The organism is Variovorax sp. GW821-FHT09D04 (assembly GCF_059416405.1).
Genome location: NZ_JBWKPA010000004.1, coordinates 195,394 through 218,372, shown reverse-complemented (window position 1 = coordinate 218,372; position 22,979 = coordinate 195,394). Strand labels below are relative to the sequence as shown.

Here is a 22,979-nt window from a genome sequence, read left to right as displayed (position 1 = left end):
TGTTGATCGGTCCACCGCAGACGCGGGGTGTCTCCGGAACTGCGAGTTTTAGCACGGTCGTGCTGCGATCCGGTGTCCGCGTCGCGACAAGCCCGCCGGCGTGCGGGTCGACGGGAGGCTGATCGGGGTGTTGGCGGGGCACGGATAATTCCGGCCTCCCATGAAGAACATCGTGATCCTGATCTCCGGCGGCGGCTCGAACATGGCGGCCATCGTGCGCGCCGCCGAGCGCGACCGCTGGGCCGAGCGCTTCGGCGCGCGCATCGCCGCCGTCATCAGCAACAAGGCGGAGGCCGGCGGGCTGGCGCTGGCCGCATCGCACGGCATCGCGACCGCCGTGGTGCCGCACCAGGCCTTCGACAGCCGCGAGGCCTTCGACGCGGCGCTGGCCGAGGCGGTCGACGCCCACGCGCCGGCGCTGGTGGTGCTGGCGGGCTTCATGCGCATCCTGACGCCGGGCTTCGTGGCGCGCTACGAGGGGCGGCTGGTGAACATCCACCCCTCGCTGCTGCCGGCCTTCCCGGGGCTGCACACGCACCAGCGCGCCATCGATGCGGGCTGCAAGGTGGCCGGGGTGACGGTGCACCAGGTCACGGCCGAGCTCGACCACGGGCCGATCCTGGCGCAGGCCGTGGTGCCGGTGCTGCCGGACGACACGGCCGCCACGCTGGCCGCCCGGGTGCTGTCCCAGGAGCACCTGCTGTACCCGCGCGCCATCGCTGGATGGCTTTTGGATACATTGAGTCACAAAGCTTAAAGTTGTTTATATTGCTGGGTTTTCGGGAGCACAGAACTTTGAAAACCCAATCGCTACTGTTGACGTTGGCCACCGCGGCCCTGCTGGCCGCCTGCGCCGCTCCGGCCCCCGCGCCGGCACCGGGCGCCGCCGCGCCTGCGCCCGCCGCGCCGGCCGAACCCGTCTTCCAGTGCAACGCCGAAGGCGCCCGCTTTGCCGTGGGCCAGCAGGTGACGCCTCAGCTCGAAGCCGCGGCACGTGCGCGCGCAGGCGCCGGCACGGCACGGGTGCTCAAGCCGAACCAGGCGGTCACGATGGAACTCAACCCCGGACGGCTCAACATCAGCGTCGACGCGCGTGGCCGCGTCAAGGACGTTCACTGCGGCTGAGCGTCGATCGGGGTGAAGCGGCGCTGCGGGCGGCCGTCGATCTCGATGGTTTCCTCGAACATCGCGGCCGGCCGGACCCACAGGCCGCGGGCACCGTAGAGGGCGCGGTACAGCGTCATCGGCTCCAGCGTCTCGCTGTGGCGGACGGTGCCGATCACGTCGTACTCGCCGCCCTTGTAGTGGCGGTAGCGACCGGGGGGCGTTTCGATCAGGGGAGGGAGGTCTTCGTCGTTCAACGGGGGCTTCTTTCTTCGGTAACAACTGTCGGATGAGTCTTTGACGGGAGTCGGATGGACCGTGCGGATTTTGTTCACCTGGTACGCCTGAGCGAGCACGCGAGTGCGGACGACAGCGCGCGCTACCGGCGTGGCGTCGCGGCGTTCGCCGCGCTCGGCTACCTCTGGGTGCTGGCCTGCCTCGGGCTGGCGGTGGGCATTGTGGCCTGGGTGGTCGTCTCGGTGGCCGACGGGCGCTTCAACTTCACCCGCGGCTGGCTGCTGGTGTTCGCGCTGGGCCTGTTCTGGGCGACCCTGCGCGCGCTCTGGGTGCACTTCGACGAGCCCGACGGCGAGCCGCTCACGCGCGCCGACGCGCCCGGGTTGTTCGAGGCGCTGGACCGCATCCGCGAGCGCATCAAGGGGCCGCCGGTGCACCGCGTCTACCTGGACGACAACTTCAACGCCAGCATCCGCCAGGTGCCGCGCTTCGGCCTGTTCGGCGGTGCGCTCAACTCGCTGAGCATCGGCCTGCCGCTGCTGATGATGCTGGACCGGCAGCGCCTGCTGTCGGTGCTGGCCCACGAATACGGTCACTTGCGCGGCAACCATGGCCGGCTGAGCGCCTGGATCTACCGCACGCGGCTGTCGTGGCTGCGGCTCGATGCCAGCCTGCAGCGCGACGAGGGCGTGATGGCGCTGGTGTCGCAGGCCTTCTTCCGCTGGTACTTCCCGCGCTTTGCCGCCAAGACCTTCGCGCTGGCCCGCCAGGACGAATACGAGGCCGACCGCATCTCGGGCCGGCTGCTCGGCACCGCGGTGGCCGCGGCCGCGCTCACCGAAGTGGCCATCAAGGGCAACTGGTACGCCAGCGAGTTCTGGCCCTGGCATTGGGCGCGCGCCGAGCGCGAGCCGCTGCCGCCCGGCCCGTTCGCCGCCCTGCGGCAGCGCGCCCGCACGCCGCCGAGCGAGGAGTTCGCGCGCCAGGCGCTGCGCGAGGCGATGCGGCGCGTGAGCGACCTGGACGACACCCATCCCGTGCTGCGCGACCGGCTGGAAGCGCTGAACCAGAAGGCGGCGCTGCCGGCCTGGTCGCAACGGCCTGCGCTCGACATGCTGGCCGACAAGCACAAGTGGATCTCGCATTTCGACAACGCCTGGCGCCGCGCCCACGCCGCCGACTGGAAGCAGCACCACGCGCACCGCTCGCGCATCCGCGAGCGCATCGCGGTGCTGGCGGCTCGCGGCGAGCGCAACACGCCCGACGAGATGGTCGAGTGGGCCGACGCCGAGCGCCGGCTCGATCCGGCGGCGCCGGTGCGTGCGCGCTACGAAAGCGCGCTGCGGATCGCGCCGGACCACCCGGGCGCGCTGCGTGGGCTGGCCCAGATGCTGCCCGTGCGCGAGCGCGCCGAGCGCCTGGTGGTGCTCGAGCGGCTGCACCAGTCGGGCGTGGCCAGCCGCTGGTGGGCGGCCAAGAATGCCGTCGCGTCCCTCGAAGATCCCGAAGCCGGGCCGCACGACGAGCAGGGGCTCAAGCTGTGGCGCGCGCGGCTCAAGGAGGCGGAGGAGGCCGAGGCGCGCGCCTGGGAAGAGATCACCGACACGCCGTTCTTCAGCCAGATCTCGCGCCACGACCTGAACGACCACGAGTTGGGCGAGCTGCGCGCCGACATCGCGCGCTGTCTGCCGGTGTCGCGGCTGTGGGTGGTGCGCAAGAACCTGCGCGAGTTCGCCTGGCGGCGGGCCTACATCGTGTTCGTCGAGGTGCCGGGGCTCGGCGACGAGGACCGCTGGCACCTGTGCCGCGAACTCGAGCAGACCCTGACCCTGCCGGGAGCGGCGCTGGTGCTCTGGGCGGGGCACTCGCCCACGCTGGAAGACATCGAGCGGCAGGCCTTCGGGACCGTCTGGGTGCGCGGCGCCTGAGGCGTTTCGGCCGCGAGGCCGGCCGGCTGAGACAATCGGGGCTATGCATCCCAAAGCCCTGTTGGAGGCCACCGCCGATCTGGTCGGCCTGGTCCTGAAATTCGATCACCCGGCCGACCAGGTCGTTTCGCGCTTTTTCCGCGACCACCGCGAGTTCGGCCCGCGCGAGCGCGCGACGCTCGCCGAAACCGTCTACACCGTGCTTCGCAAGAAGCTGCTGTTCGATCACCTGTCGCCCTCGGGCAGCGGTTCGAAGGAGCGCCGCATGGCGATCCTGGGCTTTCACGGCCCGCGCGACTTCCTGAAGAGCGCGCTCAACGACACCGAGAAGCGCTGGCTCGACAACTGCGACGCCGTCAAGCCCGACGACCTGCTCGAACGCCATCGCCACAACCTGCCCGAATGGCTGGTCACGCCGCTCAAGGCGCAGCTGGGCGACGGTTTCTGGCCGATGGTCGAGAGCCTGCAGCAGCCGGCGCCGCTCGACCTGCGCGTCAATGCATTCACCGACAAGCGGGCCGAAGTGAAGGCGGAGCTTGCGAAGGCTGCTATCAAATCGGAAGTGACGCCGTTCTCGCCCTGGGGGCTGCGCATCGACGGCAAGCCCGCGCTGACCAAGCTCGACGCGTTCGTGCGCGGCGCCATCGAGGTGCAGGACGAAGGCTCGCAGCTGCTCGCGCTGCTGCTGGACGCCAAGCGCGGCGAGATGGTGGTCGATTTCTGCGCCGGCGCCGGCGGCAAGACCCTGGCCATCGGCGCGACCATGCGCAACACCGGCCGGCTCTACGCCTTCGACACCTCGGCCCACCGCCTCGATGCGCTCAAGCCGCGGCTGGCGCGCAGCAAGCTGTCGAACGTGCACCCGGCCGCGATCGCCCACGAGCGCGACGACCGGATCAAGCGCCTGGCCGGCAAGATCGACCGCGTGCTGGTCGACGCGCCCTGTTCGGGGCTCGGCACGCTGCGCCGCAATCCGGACCTCAAATGGCGGCAATCGGCCAAGTCGGTGGCCGAACTGACGGCCAAGCAGACCGCCATCCTGCAAAGCGCGGCGCGGCTCGTGAAGTCGGGCGGCCGGCTGGTGTACGCCACCTGCAGCGTGCTGCCGGAGGAAAACGAGGCCATCGCCGAGGCTTTTGCCGCCGCGAACCCCGATTTCGTGCCCATGGATGCGGCGGAATTGCTCCAGGCGCTCAAGGTGGAGGGCGCCGAGGCCCTGTGCGCGGGCGGGGAAGACGGCCGGCGCTACCTGCGGCTGTGGCCGCATCGCCACGCCACCGACGGCTTTTTTGCCGCCGTGTGGAACCGGAAATAGGCGCGGGGCTCCAAACTAGGGTAAATCTGCGGTGTGACAGAAGGACAAAAGGCCTCGTTTTGGCCCTGACATCCTAAAATCGCGGGTTACCTGAAGGCTGCACCTTCGTGTGGCCATGGAGTACCTGACTCAATGATGCTTCCTGACTCCGCCGTTCTGAACGCGGTCATCCAATGGCTCGGACACGGCCTGTGGGACATTGCCTGGTGGCAAGTCGTGCTGTACACGCTCGTCACCACGCACATCACCATCGCAGCGGTCACGATCTTTCTGCACCGCACGCAGACACACAAGGCGATGGACCTCGGTCCGATCCCCTCGCACTTCTTCCGTTTCTGGCTCTGGCTCGGCACCGGCATGGTGACGAAGGAATGGGTCGCCATCCACCGCAAGCACCACGCAAAGTGCGAAACCGCCGACGACCCGCACAGCCCGCAGGTCAAGGGCATCGACGAAGTCTTCTGGCGCGGCGCCGAGCTGTACCGCAAGGAATCGAAGAACAAGGAAACGATGGAGCGCTACGGTCACGGCACGCCCGATGACTGGATCGAGCGCAACCTGTACACGCGCTACAGCTGGCAAGGCGTGGGCCTGATGCTGGTGATCAACCTGGCGCTGTTCGGCGGGCTCGGCCTGACCGTGTGGGCTGTCCAGATGCTCTGGATCCCGATCACCGCCGCCGGCATCATCAACGGCATCGGCCACTACTGGGGCTACCGCAATTTCGAGGCGTCCGACGCCAGCCGCAACATCATGCCCTGGGGCCTGATCATCGGCGGCGAAGAGCTGCACAACAACCACCACACGTACCCCACCTCGGCCAAGTTCTCGGTCAAGAAGTACGAGTTCGACATCGGCTGGGTCTACATCCAGGTGTTCCAGAAGCTCGGCTGGGCCAAGGTCAAGAAGGTGCCGCCGAAGATGCAGATGGGCGACATCCAGCCCGTGGCCAACGAGAAGACGCTTGAGGCCGTCATTGCCAACCGCTACGAAGTGATGGCCGGCTACGCCCGCGAAATGCGCCGCGCGACCAGCGAAGAAATCGACGTGCTGAAGGCCAAGGGCGCCGACCTGTCGGTGCTCAAGGCGGCCAAGCGCTGGCTGCATCGCGACGACGACAAGGTGCCCGCCTCGGCGCGCACCCATCTGGTGCAGGCCCGTGCTGCGCACCCGGTGCTCGACAAGATGGTCACGATGCGCGAAGAGCTGCGTCAGCTCTGGCTGAACACCTCGCAATCGCGCGAGCAGCTGGCGGCCGACCTGGCGGCTTGGTGCCACCGTGCGGAAGCCAGCGGCATTGCCGGCCTGCGCGAGTTCTCGACCCGCCTGCGCGCTGCGCGCGCCTGACGAAGAGCAAAGGGCCGGCGCCTCCCGCGCTGCTGCTCTTGCCCAGTGAAGAAGCCGACCTGCGGGTCGGCTTTTTTGTGCCTGCCTTTTTCTGCGTTCACAAAAACGACAGGCAATAAAAAACCCGCTGGGTGAGCAGCGGGTTTTTTGGGGAGAACAGGCCGAATTACTTCAGCTTGATTTCCTTGTATTCGACGTGCTTGCGCGCCTTGGGGTCGAACTTCATGATCGACATCTTTTCAGGCATCGTCTTCTTGTTCTTGCTCGTCGTGTAGAAGTGGCCGGTACCCGCGGTGGATTCCAGCTTGATCTTTTCGCGTCCGCCTTTGCTCGTTGCCATGATTCAGCTCCTTAAGCTTGGCCGCGGGCACGCAGGTCTGCGAGCACGGCATCGATACCGTTCTTGTCGATCAGGCGCAGTGCAGCGCTCGAAACGCGCAGGCGAACCCAACGGTTTTCGGTCTCGACCCAGAAACGGCGGTATTGCAGGTTCGGCAGGAACCGGCGCTTGGTTTTGTTGTTGGCGTGGGAAACGTTGTTTCCGACCATCGGGCCTTTGCCCGTTACGTCGCATACGCGTGCCATGTGGACACTCTTTCTTGAACAGCTGGCACCAGCGCAATCAGGGCGATTGCAGGGTGTTTTACAGCTTGACCTCGCCAGAAACGGGTGGCGGTACCCCGGATTTGCCGCAACCCGACTCCCGGTGGGAGGTAGGCCCTGTTTCGGCAAAGCCTCGGATTATAGCCCTTTCGGGCTCAGCGAGGCGGGGGCCGTCGCAGATACGGGAAATCCGGCCGCGCTGGCCGGTGCCCCGTTCCCCGTGGGATAGGCCTCAGTGCTCTTCCAGGAAGCGCTGCGCGTCGAGGGCAGCCATGCAGCCCGTGCCGGCGCTGGTGATGGCCTGGCGGTAGATGTTGTCCTGCACGTCGCCGGCCGCGAACACGCCGGGCACGCTGGTCATCGTCGCGAAGCCCTTCAGGCCCGAGCGGGTCAGGATGTAGTTGTCCTTCATTTCCAGCTGGCCCTGGAAGATGTCGGTGTTCGGGTGATGGCCGATCGCGATGAAGCAGCCCTTGAGCGTGATCTCTTCGGTCGCGCCGGTCTGCGTGTTCTTGATGCGGATGCCCGTCACGCCCGTGCCGTCACCGAGCACCTCGTCGAGCTGGTTGTGCAGCTTCAGCACGATCTTGCCTTCGGCCACTTTTTCCATGACCTTGTCGATCAGGATGGGCTCGGCGCGGAACTTGTCGCGGCGATGCACGAGTGTGACTTTGTTTGCAATGTTGGAGAGGTACAGCGCTTCCTCGACGGCCGTGTTGCCGCCGCCGATCACGCAGACCTCCTGCTCACGGTAGAAGAAGCCGTCGCAGGTCGCGCAGGCGGAGACGCCGCGGCCCATGAACTTCTCTTCGGAATCCAGGCCCAGGTACTTGGCCGATGCGCCCGTGGCGATGATCAGCGAGTCGCAGGTGTAGGTGCCGCTGTCGCCCGTGAGCGTGAACGGCCGCTTGCTCAGGTCGACCTTGTTGATGTGGTCGAACACGATCTGCGTCTTGAAGCGTTCGGCGTGTTCGAGAAAGCGCTGCATCAGCTCGGGGCCTTGCACGCCGTGCACGTCGGCCGGCCAGTTGTCGACCTCGGTGGTGGTCATGAGTTGACCGCCTTGCGCGATGCCCGTGATGAGCAAAGGCTGGAGGTTGGCGCGTGCGGCGTAGACGGCGGCGGTGTAGCCGGCCGGGCCGGAGCCCAGAATGAGAACCTTGGCGTGTTGGGGTGCGGACATGAGTAGAAAACCTAGGATGGACGCTGCGGCAGCGTGTACATTTTCAGGGTGGTAGCGATACGTGGGGAGTATCACCGCCCGGTTCAACACCGGGTGCACGGTGTTTTCAATGCGCGCGATTGTAGTAATCCATGGGCTCAGCATCAGGATCACATCGCGCGCTGTTTCAGGGATTGATTAATGTCGATGCTGTCCAACCTTGAATTGCTTCGGCGCGTTCCATTGTTCGCGTCGTTGACGGCCTCGCAGTCCGCAAGCATTGCGGATGCGATCATCAAGAAGCGCTTCAAACGCGCCGAGGTCGTCGTGGAGCAGGGCAAGAAATCCGATGCGCTGTACATCATCCTGACCGGCCGCGCCCGCGTCACGAGCGCCGACAGCCGTGGCCGCGAGGTGATCCTGGCCACGCTGCACCCCGGCGACTACCTCGGCGAGATGAGCCTGATCGACGACGAGCCGCATTCGGCCACCGTGCGCACCGAAATCCAGTGCGACGTGCTCATGCTGGGCCGCGATGCCTTCGCGCGCTGCCTGCCCGAGAACTCCTCGATGGCCTACAACATCATGCGCGGCCTGGTGCAGCGCCTGCGCCACGCTGACCGCAAGATCGAGTCGCTGGCGCTGATGGACGTGTACGGCCGCGTCGCCCGCGCACTGCTCGAGTTCGCCAGCCAGGACGGCATGGGCAACCTCAAGGTCCGCGACAAGATCTCCCGCCAGGACCTGGCCAAGATGGTCGGCGCGTCGCGCGAAATGGTGAGCCGCGTCATGAAGGACCTGGAAGAGCGCGGTTTCGTGCAGTCCCAGGAAGACGGCTCGGTGATCATCAAGGACCGGCTCCTGACGCTGACCTGAGCCCATAGGCCGGGCGCTTTCGGCGTCCACGGCCTTTTGTTGTAGTGTTCGGGGCGGCCGGCCTGCGTTTTTTCGGGCCGGGCGCCGTGCTTTTCATGACCTATTCGCTCCATACGCTTCAATCGTCCTCTTCTTCTTCCGCTGCCGAAGGGCAACCCGTGCGCCTGCGCGCCCTGCGCTTCGCCCACGAAATCACCTTGATCGCCGGGTTCGCAGCCCTCCTGTTCTGGCTGCTGGCGATGCTGAGCTTCACCCCGTCCGATGCCGCCTGGTCGACCTCGGGCACGGGCGGTGAGATCAAGAACTGGGGCGGCCGCATCGGCGCCTGGTTGGCCGATGGCAGCTACTTCCTTGCCGGCTATTCCGTCTGGTGGTGCCTTGCGGCGGGCCTGCGCGCGTGGCTCTCGTCGCTGGCCGGCTGGCTGCGCGGCGGCGAACCGACGCCGGCGGTCGAACAGCCCCCGCGCGGCCGCTTCAACCGCAGCCGCCTCGCTTTCTGGTTCGGCCTGGTCCTGCTGCTGTGCGCGAGCGCGGTGCTCGAATGGTCGCGCCTGTACCGACTCGAATCGCACCTCCCGGGTTCGGGCGGCGGCGCCCTCGGCTACCTCGTGGGGCCGGCGAGCGTGCGCTGGCTGGGCTTCACGGGCTCGGCGCTGGTCGCCATCGCCGGCGGTGTGATCGGCTCGGCGCTGGTGTTCCGTTTCTCCTGGAGCCTGATCGCCGAGCGCATCGGTGCCCGTGCGTACTCGCTGTTCGAGTCGCGCCGTGAAAAGCGCGAAATGGCCGCCGACATCGCCATGGGCAAGCAGGCCGCACGCGAACGCGCCGGCGACGAGGAAGAGCTGGCGCCCGCGCCGCGCGCCAAGAAAATGCGCCCCAGCAAGGAGGCCGCGTTCGGCGACGCCGGCCCTCTCGAGCCGAGCTTCGACGACGAAGAGGGAGAAGTCGCGCCCAAGCGCCGCCCCGCATCGCCGCCCGTGCAGATCGAGCCCGCGATGACCGAGGTCCCCCGCAGCGACCGCGTCGTCAAGGAACGCCAGAAGCCGCTCTTCAAGGAACTGCCCGACAGCAAGCTGCCGCAGGTCGACCTGCTCGACGCCGCGCTGGTGCGACAGGAAACGGTGTCCTCCGACACGCTCGAGATGACCTCGCGCATGATCGAGAAGAAGCTCAAGGACTTCGGCGTCGAGGTGCGCGTGGTGCTCGCTTCGCCGGGTCCCGTCATCACGCGCTACGAGATCGAGCCCGCCACCGGCGTCAAGGGCTCGCAGATCCTCGGCCTCGCCAAGGACCTGGCGCGTTCGCTCTCGCTGGTGTCGATCCGCGTGGTCGAGACCATTCCCGGCAAGAACTACATGGCGCTCGAATTGCCGAACGCCAAGCGCCAGTCGATCAAGCTCAGTGAAATCCTGGGCTCGCAGGTCTACAACGAGGGCAAGTCGATGCTCACGATGGGCCTGGGCAAGGACATCATCGGCAACCCCGTGGTGGCCGACCTCGCGAAGATGCCGCACGTGCTGGTGGCCGGTACCACCGGCTCGGGCAAGTCGGTCGGCATCAACGCGATGATTCTTTCGCTGCTCTACAAGGCCGAGGCACGCGACGTCCGCCTGCTCATGATCGACCCGAAGATGCTCGAAATGTCGGTCTACGAAGGCATCCCGCACCTGCTGGCGCCCGTGGTCACCGACATGCGCCAGGCGGCACACGGCCTGAACTGGTGCGTGGCCGAGATGGAGCGCCGCTACAAGCTCATGAGCAAGCTCGGCGTGCGCAACCTGGCCGGCTACAACACCAAGATCGACGAAGCCAAGGCGCGCGAGGAGTTCATCTACAACCCCTTCAGCCTCACGCCGGACGATCCGGAACCGCTCAAGCGCGAGCCGCACATCGTGGTCATCATCGACGAGCTGGCCGACCTGATGATGGTGGTCGGCAAGAAGATCGAAGAGCTGATTGCCCGCCTTGCGCAAAAGGCCCGCGCCGCTGGCATCCACCTGATCCTGGCCACGCAGCGCCCCAGCGTCGACGTGATCACCGGCCTCATCAAGGCCAACATCCCCACGCGCATCGCGTTCTCGGTGGGCTCCAAGATCGACAGCCGCACCATCCTCGACCAGATGGGCGCCGAGGCGCTGCTGGGCATGGGCGACATGCTCTACATGGCCAGCGGCACCGGCCTGCCGATCCGCGTGCACGGCGCCTTCGTGAGCGACGAGGAAGTGCATCGCGTGGTGGCCTACCTCAAGAGCCAGGGCGAGCCCGACTACATCGAAGGCGTGCTCGAAGGCGGCACGGTCGATGGCGACGGTGACGGCGACCTGCTCGGCGGCGGCGACGGCGAAAAGGACCCGATGTACGACCAGGCGGTCGAGGTCGTGCTCAAGAACCGCAAGGCCAGCATCTCGCTGGTGCAGCGCCACCTGAAGATCGGCTACAACCGCGCCGCGCGCCTGGTCGAGGACATGGAAAAGGCCGGCCTCGTGAGCGCCATGAGCGGCAGCGGCCAGCGCGAGATCCTCGTGCCCGCGCGCCAGGCGGAGTGACCCGCCGGCGCACCATCGACGACGACCCCCATCACCACCGCGGCAGGGCTGGTTACGTGCTGAGAGGCAATTTGCAAACGCGCACCGGCGCTGCTGCAAATCTTCATGAAAGCCTACAGAAGCCGGCACCTGCGGCGGGTAGTGTCGATGGGCATCGCAGCAACGTTTTTCCGAGGAACCTCCCATGAAGAAAACCCGCCTCTGGCTGTTGGCCGGCCTGATCTGCACCGTGGCCGGCAGTGCCTGGGCCGACGGGCTCGAAAGCCTCGAAGCCTTCGTGAAGACGGTCAAGTCCGGCCGCGCCGAGTTCACCCAGACCGTGACGGCCCCGCCGCGCGAGGGGCAGCCGGGCCGCGTGAAGACGTCGACCGGCACCTTCGAATTCCATCGCCCCGGCAAATTCAAGTTCGACTATCGCAAGCCCTTCGCCCAGAGCATCGTGGCCGACGGCAAGACGCTGTGGCTCTACGACGCCGACCTGAACCAGGTCACGCAGCGCACCCAGGCGCAGGCGCTGGGTTCGACGCCCGCGGCGCTGATTGCCTCGGCCGCCGACCTGCGCGCCCTGCAGGCCGATTTCGCGCTGGAGGCCGCGCCCGAGCGCGACGGCCTGCAGTGGGTCAAGGCCACGCCGAAGAACAAGGACGGCCAGCTGCAGAGCGTGATGGTCGGCTTCCAGGGTGACGCGCTCGCGGCCCTCGAGATCCTGGACAGCTTCGGCCAGCGCTCGGTGCTCAAGTTCAGCAAGGTCGAGGTGAACCCGGCCTTGCCCGCCAGCACCTTCGAGTTCAAGGCGCCCGCGGGCGCCGACGTGCTCAAGCAGTAATCACCCACAGCAGGACAGTCCCCGGTTTGGCCCCGCGCACCCACCAGCCCCTCGCCGAGCGCCTGCGTCCCAAGACGCTCGGCGAAGTGATCGGCCAGCAGCACCTGCTCGGTCCGGGCATGTCGCTGCGCATCGCCTTCGAGTCGGGTCAGCCGCACTCCTGCATCCTCTGGGGCCCGCCGGGCACCGGCAAGACGACCATCGCGCGGCTCATGGCCGACGCCTTCGACGCGCAGTTCCTGAGCATCAGTGCGGTGCTGGGCGGCGTGAAGGACATCCGCGAGGCGGTCGAGCAGGCCACCGCCGCGCGCGACGGGCTCACGCAGCAGCGCACCATCGTCTTCGTGGACGAGGTGCACCGCTTCAACAAGAGCCAGCAGGACGCGTTCCTGCCGCATGTCGAGTCGGGCCTGTTCACGTTCATCGGCGCGACCACCGAGAACCCGTCGTTCGAAGTCAATTCGGCCTTGCTGTCGCGGGCGGCGGTGTACGTGCTGCAGTCACTCAACGAAGGCGACCTGAAGCAGATCGTTGCCAAGGCGCAAGCGATCCAGGCGGTTCCGGCCATCGATGAGGTGGCCATCGACCGCCTGGTCGCCTACGCGGACGGCGACGCGCGCCGCCTGCTCAACACGCTGGAGACGCTGGCGGTTGCGGCCGGCGCCGAGAAGCTTACGAACATCACCGATGAGTGGCTGCTGCGCGTGCTCGGCGAGCGCATGCGCCGCTACGACAAGGGCGGCGAGCAGTTCTACGACACCATCAGCGCGCTGCACAAATCGGTGCGCGGCAGCGACCCCGACGCCGCACTCTACTGGTTCGTGCGCATGCTCGACGGTGGCGCCGACCCGCGCTACATGGCGCGCCGCCTGGTGCGCATGGCCAGCGAAGACATCGGCCTGGCCGACCCGCGTGCGCTGCGCCTGGCGCTCGATGCGGCCGAGGTCTACGAGCGCCTGGGTACCCCCGAAGGCGAGCTGGCACTGGCGGAATGCGTGGTCTACCTGGCCATCGCACCCAAGTCGAACGCGGTCTACAAGGCCTACAACGCGGTGCGCGCGCTGGTGAAGAAAGACAGCACGCGCCCGGTGCCGATGCACCTGCGCAATGCGCCGACCAAGCTCATGAAGGAGCTCGACTACGGCAAGGGGTACCGCTACGCGCACGACGAGGAGGGCGGTTTCGCCGCCGGCGAGCGCTACCTGCCCGAGGGGCTGGAAGGCCAGGTTTTCTACGAACCGGTCGAGCGTGGGCTCGAAATCCGCATCGCGGAAAAGCTGCGCGAACTGCGTCGCCTCAACACAAATTCAGATCGCTGATACAGGTTTGCGCATCTGCATGACTTCACGCGCATACAGCATGAAGTGAGCGGGTAAACCCCGGTCATCCCGCCCCAAAACAGCGCCGGGGCGTGTCTACAATCCCGCCCACCAAATCTGCCGGCGACACATGTTGGCTGGTTTTTTGCTTGTCAAGCCAGTGGCGCCAAACCGGTGCCTCGGTAGGTGAATGGCACCCGCAAGGTGCAACACATAGGGAATCGCGTTATGGAAATATTGCTGCAGCAGATCATCAACGGTCTGGTTCTCGGCAGCATGTATGCCTTGATAGCCTTGGGCTACACCATGGTGTACGGCATCATCAATCTGATCAATTTTGCGCACGGTGAAGTGCTGATGGTGGGGGCGCTCACAAGCTGGACCATCATCGGGCTCATGAAGGACGGAATGCCCAACACCCCGGGCTGGCTGATCCTCTTCGTTGCGCTGATCATTGCCTGCGTCGTCGCGGCAAGCCTCAACTTCGTGATCGAGAAAGTGGCCTACCGGCCGCTGCGCAACAGCCCCAAGCTCGCACCGCTCATCACCGCCATCGGCGTGTCGATCCTGTTGCAGACGCTGGCCATGATCATCTGGAAGCCGACCAACAAGGCGTATCCCAACCTGCTGCCGACCGACCCCATCCACGTGGGCGGCGCCGTGATCTCGCCGACGCAGGTCATGATCCTCAGCGTCACGGCGTTCTCGCTCGTGATCCTGATGTGGCTGGTCAACTACACCAAGCTCGGCCGCGCGATGCGCGCCACTGCCGAGAACCCGCGCGTCGCGGCGCTCATGGGCATCCGGCCCGACATGGTCATCTCGGCCACCTTCATCATCGGCGCCGTGCTCGCGGCCATCGCCGGCGTGATGTACGCCTCCAACTACGGCATCGCGCAACATGCGATGGGCTTCCTGCCTGGCCTCAAGGCCTTCACCGCGGCCGTGTTCGGCGGCATCGGCAACCTGGCCGGCGCGGTGGTCGGCGGCATCCTGCTGGGCCTCATCGAGGCCATCGGCTCCGGCTACATCGGCACCCTCACGGGTGGCGTGCTGGGCAGCAACTACAGCGACATCTTCGCTTTCATCGTGCTGATCGTGATGCTCACGCTGCGGCCTTCGGGTCTGCTCGGCGAGCGCGTGGCGGACCGGGCCTGAGGAGCAGCACACCATGAAGAACAGCAAGAACCTCGCGCTCTACATCCTCGGCGTGGTCGCCGTGCTGGCGCTGCCCATCCTGTTGCAGACCCAGGGCAACGCCTGGGTGCGCATCGCCGACATCGCATTGCTCTACGTGATGCTCGCGCTCGGCCTGAACATCGTGGTCGGCTACGCCGGCCTGCTCGACCTGGGCTACGTGGCCTTCTTTGCGGTCGGCGCGTACCTCTACGCGCTGATGGGTTCGTCGCACCTCTCGGACACCTTTCCGTGGTTCAAGGCGATGTTCCCGAACGGGCTGCACACCTCGCTCCTGATCGTGGTTCCACTCGCGCTGGTGGTGGCCGGGGTGCTCGGCGCGATGCTGGGGGCGCCCACGCTGAAGCTGCGCGGCGACTACCTGGCGATCGTCACGCTCGGCTTCGGTGAAATCATCCGGGTGTTCCTGAACAACCTCGACCAGCCGATCAACATCACCAACGGGCCGAAGGGCATCACGGCGATCGACTCCATCAAGTTCTGGGGGCTGGACCTCGGCAAGGCGTGGAAGTTCGACGGCTTCACGATCTCCTCGGTCACGCTGTACTACTACCTGTTCCTGGCGCTGGTGGTGGCCACCATCATCATCTCGCACCGCCTGCAGATCTCGCGCATCGGCCGCGCCTGGATGGCCATCCGCGAAGATGAAATCGCTGCCAAGGCGATGGGCATCAACACCCGCAACATGAAGCTGCTGGCCTTCGGCATGGGCGCCAGCTTCGGCGGCGTGTCGGGCGCGATGTTCGCAGCCTTCCAGGGCTTCGTGTCGCCCGAGTCCTTCAGCCTGATGGAGTCGGTGATGATCGTCGCCATGGTCGTGCTGGGCGGCCTCGGGCACCTGCCTGGCGTCATCCTGGGCGCCGTGCTGCTGGCCGCGCTGCCCGAAGTGCTGCGCTATGTGGCCGGCCCGCTGCAGGCGATGACCGACGGCCGCCTCGACGCGTCCATCCTGCGCCAGCTGTTCATCGCGCTGGCCATGATCGTCATCATGCTGATGCGCCCGCGCGGCCTGTGGCCCTCGCCGGAACACGGCAAGACGCTGACCAAGAAGAACGGCGCGCCCGTCGACCCGACCCATGCGGCCGTGGCGCCCGGAACGCTCCAGACCCACGCACCGGGCATCGACAGCCCCGCTGACGAAGTGCCGGGTGCGGCATCGCGTCCCATGTCCATCAATCCGTGAGCCAAGGACACACAGACATGACGACAGACACCATCCTCGACGTTCGCGGCATCTCCAAGCGTTTCGGCGGGCTGCAGGCCCTCTCGGACGTGGGCATCACCATCAAGCGCGGCCAGGTCTACGGCCTGATCGGGCCCAACGGCGCCGGCAAGACGACCTTCTTCAACGTGATCACCGGGCTGTACACGCCCGACAGCGGCACCTTCGAGCTGGCCGGCAAGCCCTACCAGCCGACGGCCGTGCACGAAGTGGCCAAGGCCGGCATTGCGCGCACCTTCCAGAACATCCGCCTCTTCGCCGAAATGACGGCCCTGGAGAACGTGATGGTCGGGCGCCACATCCGCACGCACTCCGGCGTGTTCGGCGCCATGCTGCGCACCAAGGGCTTCAAGGCCGAAGAGGCCGCCATCGCCAAGCGCGCACAGGAGCTGCTCGACTACGTGGGCATCGGCAAGTTCGCCGACTACAAGGCGCGCACGCTGAGCTACGGCGACCAGCGCCGCCTCGAGATCGCCCGCGCACTGGCCACCGACCCCCAGCTCATCGCGCTGGACGAACCGGCCGCCGGCATGAACTCGACCGAGAAGGTCCTGCTGCGCGAGCTCATCGACCGCATCCGCAAGGACAACCGCACGATCCTGATCATCGAACACGACGTCAAGCTCATCATGGGCCTGTGCGACCGCGTCACCGTGCTCGACTACGGCAAGCAGATTGCCGAGGGCAACCCGGTCGAGGTACAGAAGAACGAAAAGGTGATCGAGGCCTACCTCGGCACCGGAGGACATTGAGATGAGCACCGCAGAAGCAACGATGGCACCCACGACGGCAGCGGCCGCCGCCAAGGCCGCAGGCAAGAACCTGCTCAAGGTCCGTGGCCTGAAGGTGGGCTACGGCGGCATCCAGGCCGTGAAGGGCGTGGACTTCGACGTGTTCGAGGGCGAGCTGGTCTCGCTCATCGGCTCCAACGGCGCCGGCAAGACCACCACCATGAAGGCCATCACCGGTACGCTGCCGGCCGGCGCGGGCGACATCGAGTTCCTGGGCCGCAGCATCAAGGGCCGCGGCGCCTGGGACCTGGTGGGCGAGGGCCTCGTGATGGTGCCCGAGGGCCGCGGCGTGTTCACGCGCATGACGATCACCGAGAACCTGCAGATCGGCGCCTACATCCGCAACGACAAGGCCGAGATCGCCAGCGACATGGAGCGCGTGTTCGTGACCTTCCCGCGCCTGCGCGAGCGCAAGGACCAGCTGGCCGGCACGATGTCGGGCGGCGAACAGCAGATGCTGGCGATGGGCCGCGCGCTCATGGCACGCCCGAAGGTGCTGCTGCTCGACGAGCCCACCATGGGCCTGTCGCCCATCATGTGCGACAAGATCTTCGAAGTGGTGCAGACCGTGGCCTCGCAGGGCGTCACGATCCTGCTGGTGGAGCAGAACGCCAACCGTGCGCTGCAACTGGCCGACCGTGGCTACGTCATGGAGTCGGGCCTCATCACGATGAACGGCGACGCCAAGGAACTGCTGCGCGACCCGCGCGTGCGCGCCGCCTACCTCGGCGAGTAAGCGCCAGTCAACGCCGACCGGCCAGCACCGCAGAGCGCGGTGGCTGGCCGTTTTTTCGTCTGTCCCTATCCCATCATCGCGGCGGCGGCCTTGATCGCCTCGCGGATGCGCCCGTAGGTGCCGCAGCGGCACACGTTCTCGATGGCGTCGATGTCGGCGTCCGTCGGGGTGCGGGTGCGGCGCAGCAGGTCGACCGCGGCCATGATCTGGCCCGGCTGGCAGAAGCCGCACTGCGGCACGTCCAGGTTCATCCAGGCCTGCTGCACCGGGTGCAGCGTGTTGCCGTTGGCCAGGCCCTCGATGGTCGTCACCTGGCGTCCGCGCACGTCGGACACGCGCACCGAGCAGGTCGTCACGGCCTTGCCGTCGACGTGGCAGGTGCAGGCCTTGCACACGTTGATGCCGCAGCCGTACTTCGGGCCGGTGATGCCGAGCTTGTCACGCAGCACCCACAGCAGCGCCAGGTCGTCGGGCGCCTCGACGTCGACGTTCTGGCCGTTCACCTTGAAAGATTGCACAGGCATGGCGGGTCTCCTCAGGCGGGGATCGGAACGTTGACGGGCGTGGGCAGCTTGCCCGGCGGGATCGGCGTGAAGTCGACCGGGAAGTTCAGCGGGAAGCTGCGCGGCTTGATGCCGGTGGCGCGCCCGTAGGCGTTGGCGATCGCACCCGAGCTCGCCGACAGGCCGACTTCGCCCAGCCCGCCGATGGCCTCGCCATTGGCCGGCAGGATGATGATCTTCACGTCCTTCGGGTAGTGCTTCATGCGCGAGAAGTGGTACTGCGAGTAGCTGCCTTCCAGCGGCAGGCCGTTCTGGATGTGCAGCCCCGCCGACAGCACCAGCGCGATCGATTCGCACAGGCCGCCCTGCAGCTGCGCCTCGATGCCCGAGGGGTTGATCGGCGTGCCCACGTCGATGGCGATGGTCGCGCGCACCACGCGGGCCTGCGCCGGCACGCGCGCGTCGATCTCGACGATGCAGGCCGTGAAGGACTTCGACTCCTGGTGCACGGCCACGCCCTGCGCAAAGCCCGCCGGCATCGCCTTGCCCCACTGCGCGGCCTCGGCCACGGCCTTCAGCACCGCGCGGGCGCGCGGCAGGCGCAGGTACTCGAGCCGGAAGGCGACTGGGTCCTTGCGCGCGGCGCGGGCCATCTCGTCGACCAGGATCTCTTCCACCAGCCGCGCGGGCTGGATGTGCACCGAGCGGTAGGAGCAGGTGTTCATGTCCATCGGCACCGGCGTCAGCAGCTTGGTCGTGACGCCGAAGTTGTACGGCGAGGTCACCATGGTCTTGAACATGACCTGCTCGATCGCGAAGTTGCCCACCGTCTGCGGGAAAGCGTTGGGCAGCGCGATGGCGGCGGCCTCGAGCATGTTGCCGAAGCCGTGGCGCGTGTCCAGGCGCACGCTGGCGATGCGCTGCTCGAAGGCGATGACCTGGCCCAGCAGCATCGTGGCGCGCGCCTTCTGGTAGATCGGCGGGCGGATGCGCGTGTGGCGCATGTCGTCGGTGCGGTGGTACATCAGGCGGCAGGGGCGCCCCAGCGCCTTCGACACCTGGATCGCCTGCAGCACCGGGTCCCAGAACAGGCGCCGCCCGAAGGAGCCGCCCGAGGGCACCGCATGCACGACGACCTTGTTCAGCGGCAGGCCCAGCTCGGCGGCCACCGCCTGCTGGGTGACGATGGGGCTCTGCAGCCCGGCCCAGATCTCGGCGCGATCGGGCCGCACATCGGCAATCGCGCATTCGACTTCCATCGGGCAGTGCGCGGCCGGCGCGAACTCGAACTCGGCCTCGACCGTCAGCGCGCCCAGCGGCGGCAGCGCAAAGGGCAGCAGCGACGACTTCAGCTTGCGCATGATGGTGGCGTTCGACTCGCCGTCGAGCGGGCCCGCGGCCCAGGTCACGTCGAGCGCGTTCACCGCGGCCCAGGCCTGGCCGAAGGTCTCGGCCATCACCGCCACGCCGGGCGGCGTCGGCGTGATGCCGTTGGTGGCGGGAATCGGCACCACGCCGATCACGCCCGGCATCGCCATCACCGTGTTCAGGTTGTTGATGCCGACGAACTTGCCGTTGATAGTCGGCGGGCGCCGCACCATCGTCGGCTTGGCATTGGGCACCGCCTGGTCGAGCGTGAACTTCTTGCGCCCGGTGACGATGTCCAGCGCATCGAGCCGCGTCACGCGCTGCCCGACCACCGAGGGCGTGGAGCCCGAGAGCAGGCCGCCGAGGCCGCCCAGCACCGGCATCCCCGCGTGCATCGAGCGCACGCTCGACGAGCCGCCCGTGAGCTGGTTCCAGATCAGCTCGGGGCTCGCGTCGGCCGACGTGACTTCGATGGCGCTCAGCGGCAGGCGCAGCTTGTCGGCCAGCATCATCGCGCTGGCCGTGGCGATGCCCTGGCCCACTTCGAGGCGCGGCAGCGCGAGGCGCACGCGGCCGTCGCCGGTGTTCGTCACCTTCACCAGCGGCATGGTCGGCAGCGAGGTCAGTGTGACCGCGTCGCCGATGTCGATCAGGTCGGTGGTGTCGGGCGGGGTCATGGGCAGCAGCGCAGCGACTGCAGAGGCGGGCGCCGTGAGGGCGCCGAGCCCCGCGATGCCGGCCGCCGCCGATGCCAGCGGCGCGGCCGTGGCGTAGCCGAGCACGTCGCGCCGGCGCAGGCCGTGCGCATCCCCGTCGTCCGTCCCGCGCGCGGGACGCGGGTCCTTGTTCGAACGCTTCATCGTTGTCTCCTTGTTGTTTGGCGAACGCGGATGACTGTGGCACCATCGCCGCGCCGAAGATGTCGTTGCAACGACATTTCTTACGGTCCCCGCCGACCGGCGCCTGCGACGGATCGGCCGATGCGATGTCACGAGGGACGACAGCAGGAGGCGCGATGTCGAACGCGTTGGAGAACATGCTTCGCGAGAGCCTGTGGGCGCGCGCGCTCACGGACGACGAACTCGACCGCGTCGTCCAGGAGTCGCACGAGCGCGTGGTGCCGGCCGGCGGCTTCGTCGTGCGGCGCGGCGAGCCGGCCGATCACTGGATCGGCGTGATCGACGGCCTCATGAAGATGTCGGTGTCGCTGCCCGACGGGCGCGTGTCCACCTTCACCGGCGTGACCGCCGGCGGCTGGGGCGGCGAAGGCTCGCTGCTCACCCCCGGATGCTGGCGCTACGACGGCGTGGCGCTGCGGCCCACGCGCGTGGCCTGCGTGCCGCGGCACAGCTTCGAGCGGCTGATGTCCACCAGCATCGACTTCAATCGGTTTCTGTTGTTACACATCAATGCGCGACTGAGCCTGTTCATCGGCCTCATGGAATTCGATCGCCTGCTCGGCCCCGATGCGCGCGTGGCGCGCTGCCTGGCCAGCCTGTTCGACCCCATCCTCTATCCGCGCGCCACCCGCTTCGTGCGGCTGAGCCAGGACGAGATCGGCCTCTTGTCGGCGGTGTCGCGCCAGCGTGCCAACCGCGCGCTGCATGCGCTGCAGCGCGACGGCCTGTTGCGCATCGAACATGGCGGCGTGGAGGTGCTTGACCTCGCGGGCCTGCGCACCTACCAGAGCGGGGCGGCCGAAGCGGCGGCGGCCGTGGCGGCGGCCACCGACATGCAGGCCGCAGCGCCCCTGGACGACCTCGTCAGTCCACCTTCGCCCCGGTGGCCTTGACCACCTTCTCGTACTTGGCCAGTTCGCTCTTCATGAAGGCGCCGAACTGCTCGGGCGAGTTGCCGACGGGCTCGGCCAGCATCGAGGCGAAGCGGGTCTTCGTTTCCGGCGCGTTCAGCGCGGCGGCGAAGGCCTGATTCAGTTTCGCGACCACCTCGGGCGGCGTGCCGGCCGGCGCGACCAGGCCCCACCAGGTGTCGATCGAGAAGCCCTTGAGCGTGTCGGCCACGGGCGGCACGTCGGGCAGGGCGCTGCTGCGCTTGAGCGTCGTGACCGCGATCGCCTTCAGCTTGCCCGAGCGGATGTTCGGCGCGGCCGTGGCGAGGTTGTCGAAGTTGAAGTCGACCTGGCCCGACAGCAGCGCCAGCTGCGCCGGGTTGCCGCCGTTGTACGGAATGTGCACAGCGAAGATGCCTGCTTCCTTCTTGAACAGCTCGCCCGCCAGGTGGCCGGCGCTGCCGTTGCCGCCGCTGGCGTAGTTGAGCTTGGCGGGGTTGGCCTTGGCGTAGCGGATCAGGTCGGCCAGCGTGCGGATGTTCAGGCGGTTGGCCGTCTCGGCGTTCATCACCAGCACGTTGGGCACGCGCACCATCTGCGTGATCGGCGCGAAGTCGGTCGCGGCGTTGAATGGCATCTTGCTGTACAGCCACGGGTTCACCGCGTTCGTGGCCGTGGCCGCGATGCCGATCGTGAGGCCGTCCGCCGGCGCCTTGGCGACGAAGTCGGCGCCGATGTTGCCGCCCGCGCCGGGCTTGTTGTCGATGATGACCGGGCCGCCCAGCGTGTCCTTCACCTGCTCGGCCAGGATGCGCGCCGTGTTGTCGATCGGGCCGCCGGCCGCGTAGGGCACGACGAGGCGGATCGGGCGGTGTTGCTGGGCTGCAGCATGGCCAGTGCCGAGCACGGCAGCGCTGGCGATCAGGGTCAGGAGGAAGTGTCTCGTCTTCATGTTGTTCTACGGAAAGGAAAGGGGAACGCGAAGGCTCAGGGCAGGGCTTTGTCGGCTTCGGTGGTGAAGGCGTCGGCGAAGAACTCTTCTTCGGGCAGGCCCGCGAGCGCCACGTAGTCGCGCTTGGCCGAGTCGACCACGATCGGCGCACCGCAGGCATAGACCTGGTGGTTCGACAGGTCCGTGAAGTCTTCCAGCACCGCCTGGTGGACGAAGCCGGTGCGGCCGGTCCAGTTGTCTTCCGGCGTGGCGTTCGACACCACAGGCACGTAGCGCAGGTTCGGCATCGCGGCCAGCTGCTCGCGCAGCCAGGCGTCCATGTACAGGTCTTCGGGGCGGCGCCCGCCCCAGTAGAGCGCGGTGGGGCGGTCGATGCCCTTGAACTGCATGTGCTCCAGCAGCGCCTTGATGGGTGCGAAGCCCGTGCCCGAGGCCAGCAGGATCATCGGCTTGTCGGAGTCCTCGCGCAGGAAGAAGCTCCCGAACGGGCCTTCGATGCGCAGAATCTCTTTTTCCTTCATCGCGCCGAAGACATGGTCGGTGAACTTGCCGCCCGGCAGGTGGCGCAGGTGCAGCTCCAGGCCCGTGCCCGGCACGGCCACCGTGTGCGGTGCGTTGGCCATCGAGTAGCTGCGGCGCGCGCCGTCGCGCAGGATGAATTCCACGTACTGGCCTGCATAGAACTGCAGCGGCTCGCCGGCCGGCAGTTGCAGGCGCAGCATCATCACGTCGTGCGACTGGCGCGTGAGCGCCATCACGCGCACCGGCATCTTGCGGATCGGCAGCGCGCCGGCCTCGGTGACCTGGCGCGACTCGAGCACCACGTCGCTCGTCGGATGGGCGCAGCAGGTCAGCACGTAGCCGGCCAGTTGCTCCTCGGCGCTCAGCGCCTTGCTCTGGTGCGGGCCGAGCGTGACCTCGCCCGACAGCTTCTTGCACTTGCAGGAACCGCAGGCGCCGTCCTTGCAGCCGTAGGGGAGGCCGATGCCCTGGCGGATGCCGGCCGCGAGGATGGTTTCGTCGCCCTGGACCACGAAGTGGCGCCCGCTGGGCTCGACGGTGATGGAAAAGCCCGCTTCGTGCGGCGCTGTAGCAGTCATCGGTATTCTTCGGGGGTGAACTTTCCCGGCTGCGTGCGGCCGGGACAACTGAATTGAG

At 67.3% G+C, this 22,979-nt stretch carries 22 protein-coding genes; 14 read left to right on the top strand and 8 right to left on the bottom strand.

The window, feature by feature from the left end; all coding sequences use genetic code 11:
• Positions 1-160 precede the first annotated feature (160 nt).
• Together purN and AC07O4_RS15320 are read left to right on the top strand one after the other, a co-directional pair.
• On the top strand, positions 161-757 hold the full coding sequence (gene purN, locus AC07O4_RS15325) for a phosphoribosylglycinamide formyltransferase (RefSeq protein ID WP_495304997.1): 597 nt from the start codon (positions 161-163) through the stop codon (positions 755-757).
• A 59-nt stretch (positions 758-816) separates the two neighbouring features.
• Positions 817-1,125, top strand: a complete 309-nt coding sequence (locus AC07O4_RS15320) for an I78 family peptidase inhibitor (protein WP_223301392.1) — start codon at positions 817-819, stop codon at positions 1,123-1,125.
• Here AC07O4_RS15320 and AC07O4_RS15315 read toward each other — a convergent pair.
• Positions 1,113-1,361 carry a DUF1653 domain-containing protein gene (locus tag AC07O4_RS15315; protein WP_062483076.1) on the bottom strand — a complete coding sequence of 83 codons (249 nt, stop codon included), beginning with the start codon at positions 1,359-1,361 and terminating at the stop codon, positions 1,113-1,115. The genes AC07O4_RS15320 and AC07O4_RS15315 overlap by 13 nt on opposite strands.
• Before the next feature lie 54 nt (positions 1,362-1,415).
• Here AC07O4_RS15315 and AC07O4_RS15310 point away from each other — a divergent pair, with 54 nt between their 5' ends.
• The 3 genes from AC07O4_RS15310 to AC07O4_RS15300 all read left to right on the top strand — a co-directional run bounded on the left by AC07O4_RS15310 (position 1,416) and on the right by AC07O4_RS15300 (position 5,931).
• Positions 1,416-3,269, top strand: a complete 1,854-nt coding sequence (locus tag AC07O4_RS15310; protein ID WP_495304996.1) for a M48 family metalloprotease — start codon at positions 1,416-1,418, stop codon at positions 3,267-3,269.
• 43 nt (positions 3,270-3,312) lie between these two features.
• The gene (locus tag AC07O4_RS15305; RefSeq protein ID WP_495304995.1) at positions 3,313-4,584 is read left to right on the top strand and encodes an RsmB/NOP family class I SAM-dependent RNA methyltransferase; all 1,272 of its coding nucleotides are present in this window, start codon (positions 3,313-3,315) and stop codon (positions 4,582-4,584) included.
• Positions 4,585-4,716: 132 nt separating this feature from the next.
• Complete coding sequence (locus AC07O4_RS15300) at positions 4,717-5,931, top strand: DesA family fatty acid desaturase (RefSeq protein ID WP_495304994.1); 1,215 nt, start codon at positions 4,717-4,719, stop codon at positions 5,929-5,931.
• A 166-nt stretch (positions 5,932-6,097) separates the two neighbouring features.
• On the opposite strand, the gene rpmG is transcribed toward AC07O4_RS15300, so the two are convergent.
• The 3 genes from rpmG to trxB form a co-directional block, all read right to left on the bottom strand.
• Positions 6,098-6,271, bottom strand: a complete 174-nt coding sequence (gene rpmG, locus AC07O4_RS15295) for a 50S ribosomal protein L33 (protein ID WP_007830291.1) — start codon at positions 6,269-6,271, stop codon at positions 6,098-6,100.
• Between the two features lie 11 nt (positions 6,272-6,282).
• On the bottom strand, positions 6,283-6,516 hold the full coding sequence (rpmB, locus tag AC07O4_RS15290; protein WP_007830293.1) for a 50S ribosomal protein L28: 234 nt from the start codon (positions 6,514-6,516) through the stop codon (positions 6,283-6,285).
• Positions 6,517-6,766: 250 nt separating this feature from the next.
• Positions 6,767-7,717: a thioredoxin-disulfide reductase gene (gene trxB, locus AC07O4_RS15285; protein WP_062481027.1), complete on the bottom strand. Its 951-nt coding sequence runs from the start codon at positions 7,715-7,717 to the stop codon at positions 6,767-6,769.
• A 180-nt stretch (positions 7,718-7,897) separates the two neighbouring features.
• Here trxB and AC07O4_RS15280 point away from each other — a divergent pair, with 180 nt between their 5' ends.
• The 8 genes from AC07O4_RS15280 to AC07O4_RS15245 all read left to right on the top strand — a co-directional run bounded on the left by AC07O4_RS15280 (position 7,898) and on the right by AC07O4_RS15245 (position 17,209).
• Positions 7,898-8,572 (top strand): Crp/Fnr family transcriptional regulator, encoded by a 675-nt coding sequence (locus tag AC07O4_RS15280; protein WP_062481025.1) that lies wholly within the window; start codon positions 7,898-7,900, stop codon positions 8,570-8,572.
• A gap of 95 nt (positions 8,573-8,667) precedes the next feature.
• Entirely contained in the window at positions 8,668-11,118 is a 2,451-nt protein-coding gene (locus AC07O4_RS15275; protein WP_495304993.1) for a DNA translocase FtsK, read from the top strand.
• A gap of 184 nt (positions 11,119-11,302) precedes the next feature.
• Positions 11,303-11,944: an outer membrane lipoprotein periplasmic chaperone LolA gene (gene lolA, locus AC07O4_RS15270; protein ID WP_159275543.1), complete on the top strand. Its 642-nt coding sequence runs from the start codon at positions 11,303-11,305 to the stop codon at positions 11,942-11,944.
• A 26-nt stretch (positions 11,945-11,970) separates the two neighbouring features.
• Complete coding sequence (locus tag AC07O4_RS15265) at positions 11,971-13,263, top strand: replication-associated recombination protein A (protein ID WP_495304992.1); 1,293 nt, start codon at positions 11,971-11,973, stop codon at positions 13,261-13,263.
• Between the two features lie 228 nt (positions 13,264-13,491).
• Positions 13,492-14,421, top strand: coding sequence for a branched-chain amino acid ABC transporter permease (locus AC07O4_RS15260; protein WP_062481019.1), 930 nt, complete (start codon positions 13,492-13,494; stop codon positions 14,419-14,421).
• Positions 14,422-14,434: 13 nt separating this feature from the next.
• A complete protein-coding gene (locus AC07O4_RS15255; RefSeq protein WP_062481017.1) occupies positions 14,435-15,643 on the top strand; it encodes a branched-chain amino acid ABC transporter permease in 1,209 nt (402 codons plus the stop codon).
• 17 nt (positions 15,644-15,660) lie between these two features.
• Positions 15,661-16,434 (top strand): ABC transporter ATP-binding protein, encoded by a 774-nt coding sequence (locus AC07O4_RS15250; protein WP_056572293.1) that lies wholly within the window; start codon positions 15,661-15,663, stop codon positions 16,432-16,434.
• A gap of 1 nt (position 16,435) precedes the next feature.
• Positions 16,436-17,209, top strand: a complete 774-nt coding sequence (locus AC07O4_RS15245; RefSeq protein ID WP_373866832.1) for an ABC transporter ATP-binding protein — start codon at positions 16,436-16,438, stop codon at positions 17,207-17,209.
• Positions 17,210-17,274: 65 nt separating this feature from the next.
• Here AC07O4_RS15245 and AC07O4_RS15240 read toward each other — a convergent pair whose 3' ends face one another.
• Positions 17,275-17,733 (bottom strand): (2Fe-2S)-binding protein, encoded by a 459-nt coding sequence (locus AC07O4_RS15240; RefSeq protein WP_056572291.1) that lies wholly within the window; start codon positions 17,731-17,733, stop codon positions 17,275-17,277.
• Positions 17,734-17,744: 11 nt separating this feature from the next.
• Positions 17,745-19,940: a xanthine dehydrogenase family protein molybdopterin-binding subunit gene (locus tag AC07O4_RS15235; protein WP_495304991.1), complete on the bottom strand. Its 2,196-nt coding sequence runs from the start codon at positions 19,938-19,940 to the stop codon at positions 17,745-17,747.
• Between the two features lie 155 nt (positions 19,941-20,095).
• Here AC07O4_RS15235 and AC07O4_RS15230 point away from each other — a divergent pair, with 155 nt between their 5' ends.
• Positions 20,096-20,872 (top strand): Crp/Fnr family transcriptional regulator, encoded by a 777-nt coding sequence (locus AC07O4_RS15230; RefSeq protein WP_495304990.1) that lies wholly within the window; start codon positions 20,096-20,098, stop codon positions 20,870-20,872.
• Here AC07O4_RS15230 and AC07O4_RS15225 read toward each other — a convergent pair.
• The gene (locus AC07O4_RS15225; RefSeq protein WP_495304989.1) at positions 20,844-21,821 is read right to left on the bottom strand and encodes a Bug family tripartite tricarboxylate transporter substrate binding protein; all 978 of its coding nucleotides are present in this window, start codon (positions 21,819-21,821) and stop codon (positions 20,844-20,846) included. The two genes, AC07O4_RS15230 and AC07O4_RS15225, sit on opposite strands and share 29 nt — an antisense overlap.
• Before the next feature lie 35 nt (positions 21,822-21,856).
• Positions 21,857-22,921, bottom strand: coding sequence for a CDP-6-deoxy-delta-3,4-glucoseen reductase (locus tag AC07O4_RS15220; protein WP_495304988.1), 1,065 nt, complete (start codon positions 22,919-22,921; stop codon positions 21,857-21,859).
• Positions 22,922-22,979: the final 58 nt, after the last annotated feature.

Bases quoted from the DNA above. Each gene is read 5' to 3' on its own strand.
- purN (WP_495304997.1), top strand. From the start codon at position 161: ATGAAGAACATCGTGATCCTGATCTCCGGCGGCGGCTCGAACATGGCG.
- AC07O4_RS15310 (WP_495304996.1), top strand. From the start codon at position 1,416: ATGGACCGTGCGGATTTTGTTCACCTGGTACGCCTGAGCGAGCACGCG.
- AC07O4_RS15305 (WP_495304995.1), top strand. From the start codon at position 3,313: ATGCATCCCAAAGCCCTGTTGGAGGCCACCGCCGATCTGGTCGGCCTG.
- AC07O4_RS15300 (WP_495304994.1), top strand. From the start codon at position 4,717: ATGATGCTTCCTGACTCCGCCGTTCTGAACGCGGTCATCCAATGGCTC.
- rpmG (WP_007830291.1), bottom strand. From the start codon at position 6,271: ATGGCAACGAGCAAAGGCGGACGCGAAAAGATCAAGCTGGAATCCACC.
- rpmB (WP_007830293.1), bottom strand. From the start codon at position 6,516: ATGGCACGCGTATGCGACGTAACGGGCAAAGGCCCGATGGTCGGAAAC.
- trxB (WP_062481027.1), bottom strand. From the start codon at position 7,717: ATGTCCGCACCCCAACACGCCAAGGTTCTCATTCTGGGCTCCGGCCCG.
- AC07O4_RS15280 (WP_062481025.1), top strand. From the start codon at position 7,898: ATGTCGATGCTGTCCAACCTTGAATTGCTTCGGCGCGTTCCATTGTTC.
- AC07O4_RS15275 (WP_495304993.1), top strand. From the start codon at position 8,668: ATGACCTATTCGCTCCATACGCTTCAATCGTCCTCTTCTTCTTCCGCT.
- lolA (WP_159275543.1), top strand. From the start codon at position 11,303: ATGAAGAAAACCCGCCTCTGGCTGTTGGCCGGCCTGATCTGCACCGTG.
- AC07O4_RS15260 (WP_062481019.1), top strand. From the start codon at position 13,492: ATGGAAATATTGCTGCAGCAGATCATCAACGGTCTGGTTCTCGGCAGC.
- AC07O4_RS15255 (WP_062481017.1), top strand. From the start codon at position 14,435: ATGAAGAACAGCAAGAACCTCGCGCTCTACATCCTCGGCGTGGTCGCC.
- AC07O4_RS15250 (WP_056572293.1), top strand. From the start codon at position 15,661: ATGACGACAGACACCATCCTCGACGTTCGCGGCATCTCCAAGCGTTTC.
- AC07O4_RS15245 (WP_373866832.1), top strand. From the start codon at position 16,436: ATGAGCACCGCAGAAGCAACGATGGCACCCACGACGGCAGCGGCCGCC.
- AC07O4_RS15240 (WP_056572291.1), bottom strand. From the start codon at position 17,733: ATGCCTGTGCAATCTTTCAAGGTGAACGGCCAGAACGTCGACGTCGAG.
- AC07O4_RS15235 (WP_495304991.1), bottom strand. From the start codon at position 19,940: ATGAAGCGTTCGAACAAGGACCCGCGTCCCGCGCGCGGGACGGACGAC.
- AC07O4_RS15230 (WP_495304990.1), top strand. From the start codon at position 20,096: ATGTCGAACGCGTTGGAGAACATGCTTCGCGAGAGCCTGTGGGCGCGC.
- AC07O4_RS15225 (WP_495304989.1), bottom strand. From the start codon at position 21,821: ATGAAGACGAGACACTTCCTCCTGACCCTGATCGCCAGCGCTGCCGTG.
- AC07O4_RS15220 (WP_495304988.1), bottom strand. From the start codon at position 22,921: ATGACTGCTACAGCGCCGCACGAAGCGGGCTTTTCCATCACCGTCGAG.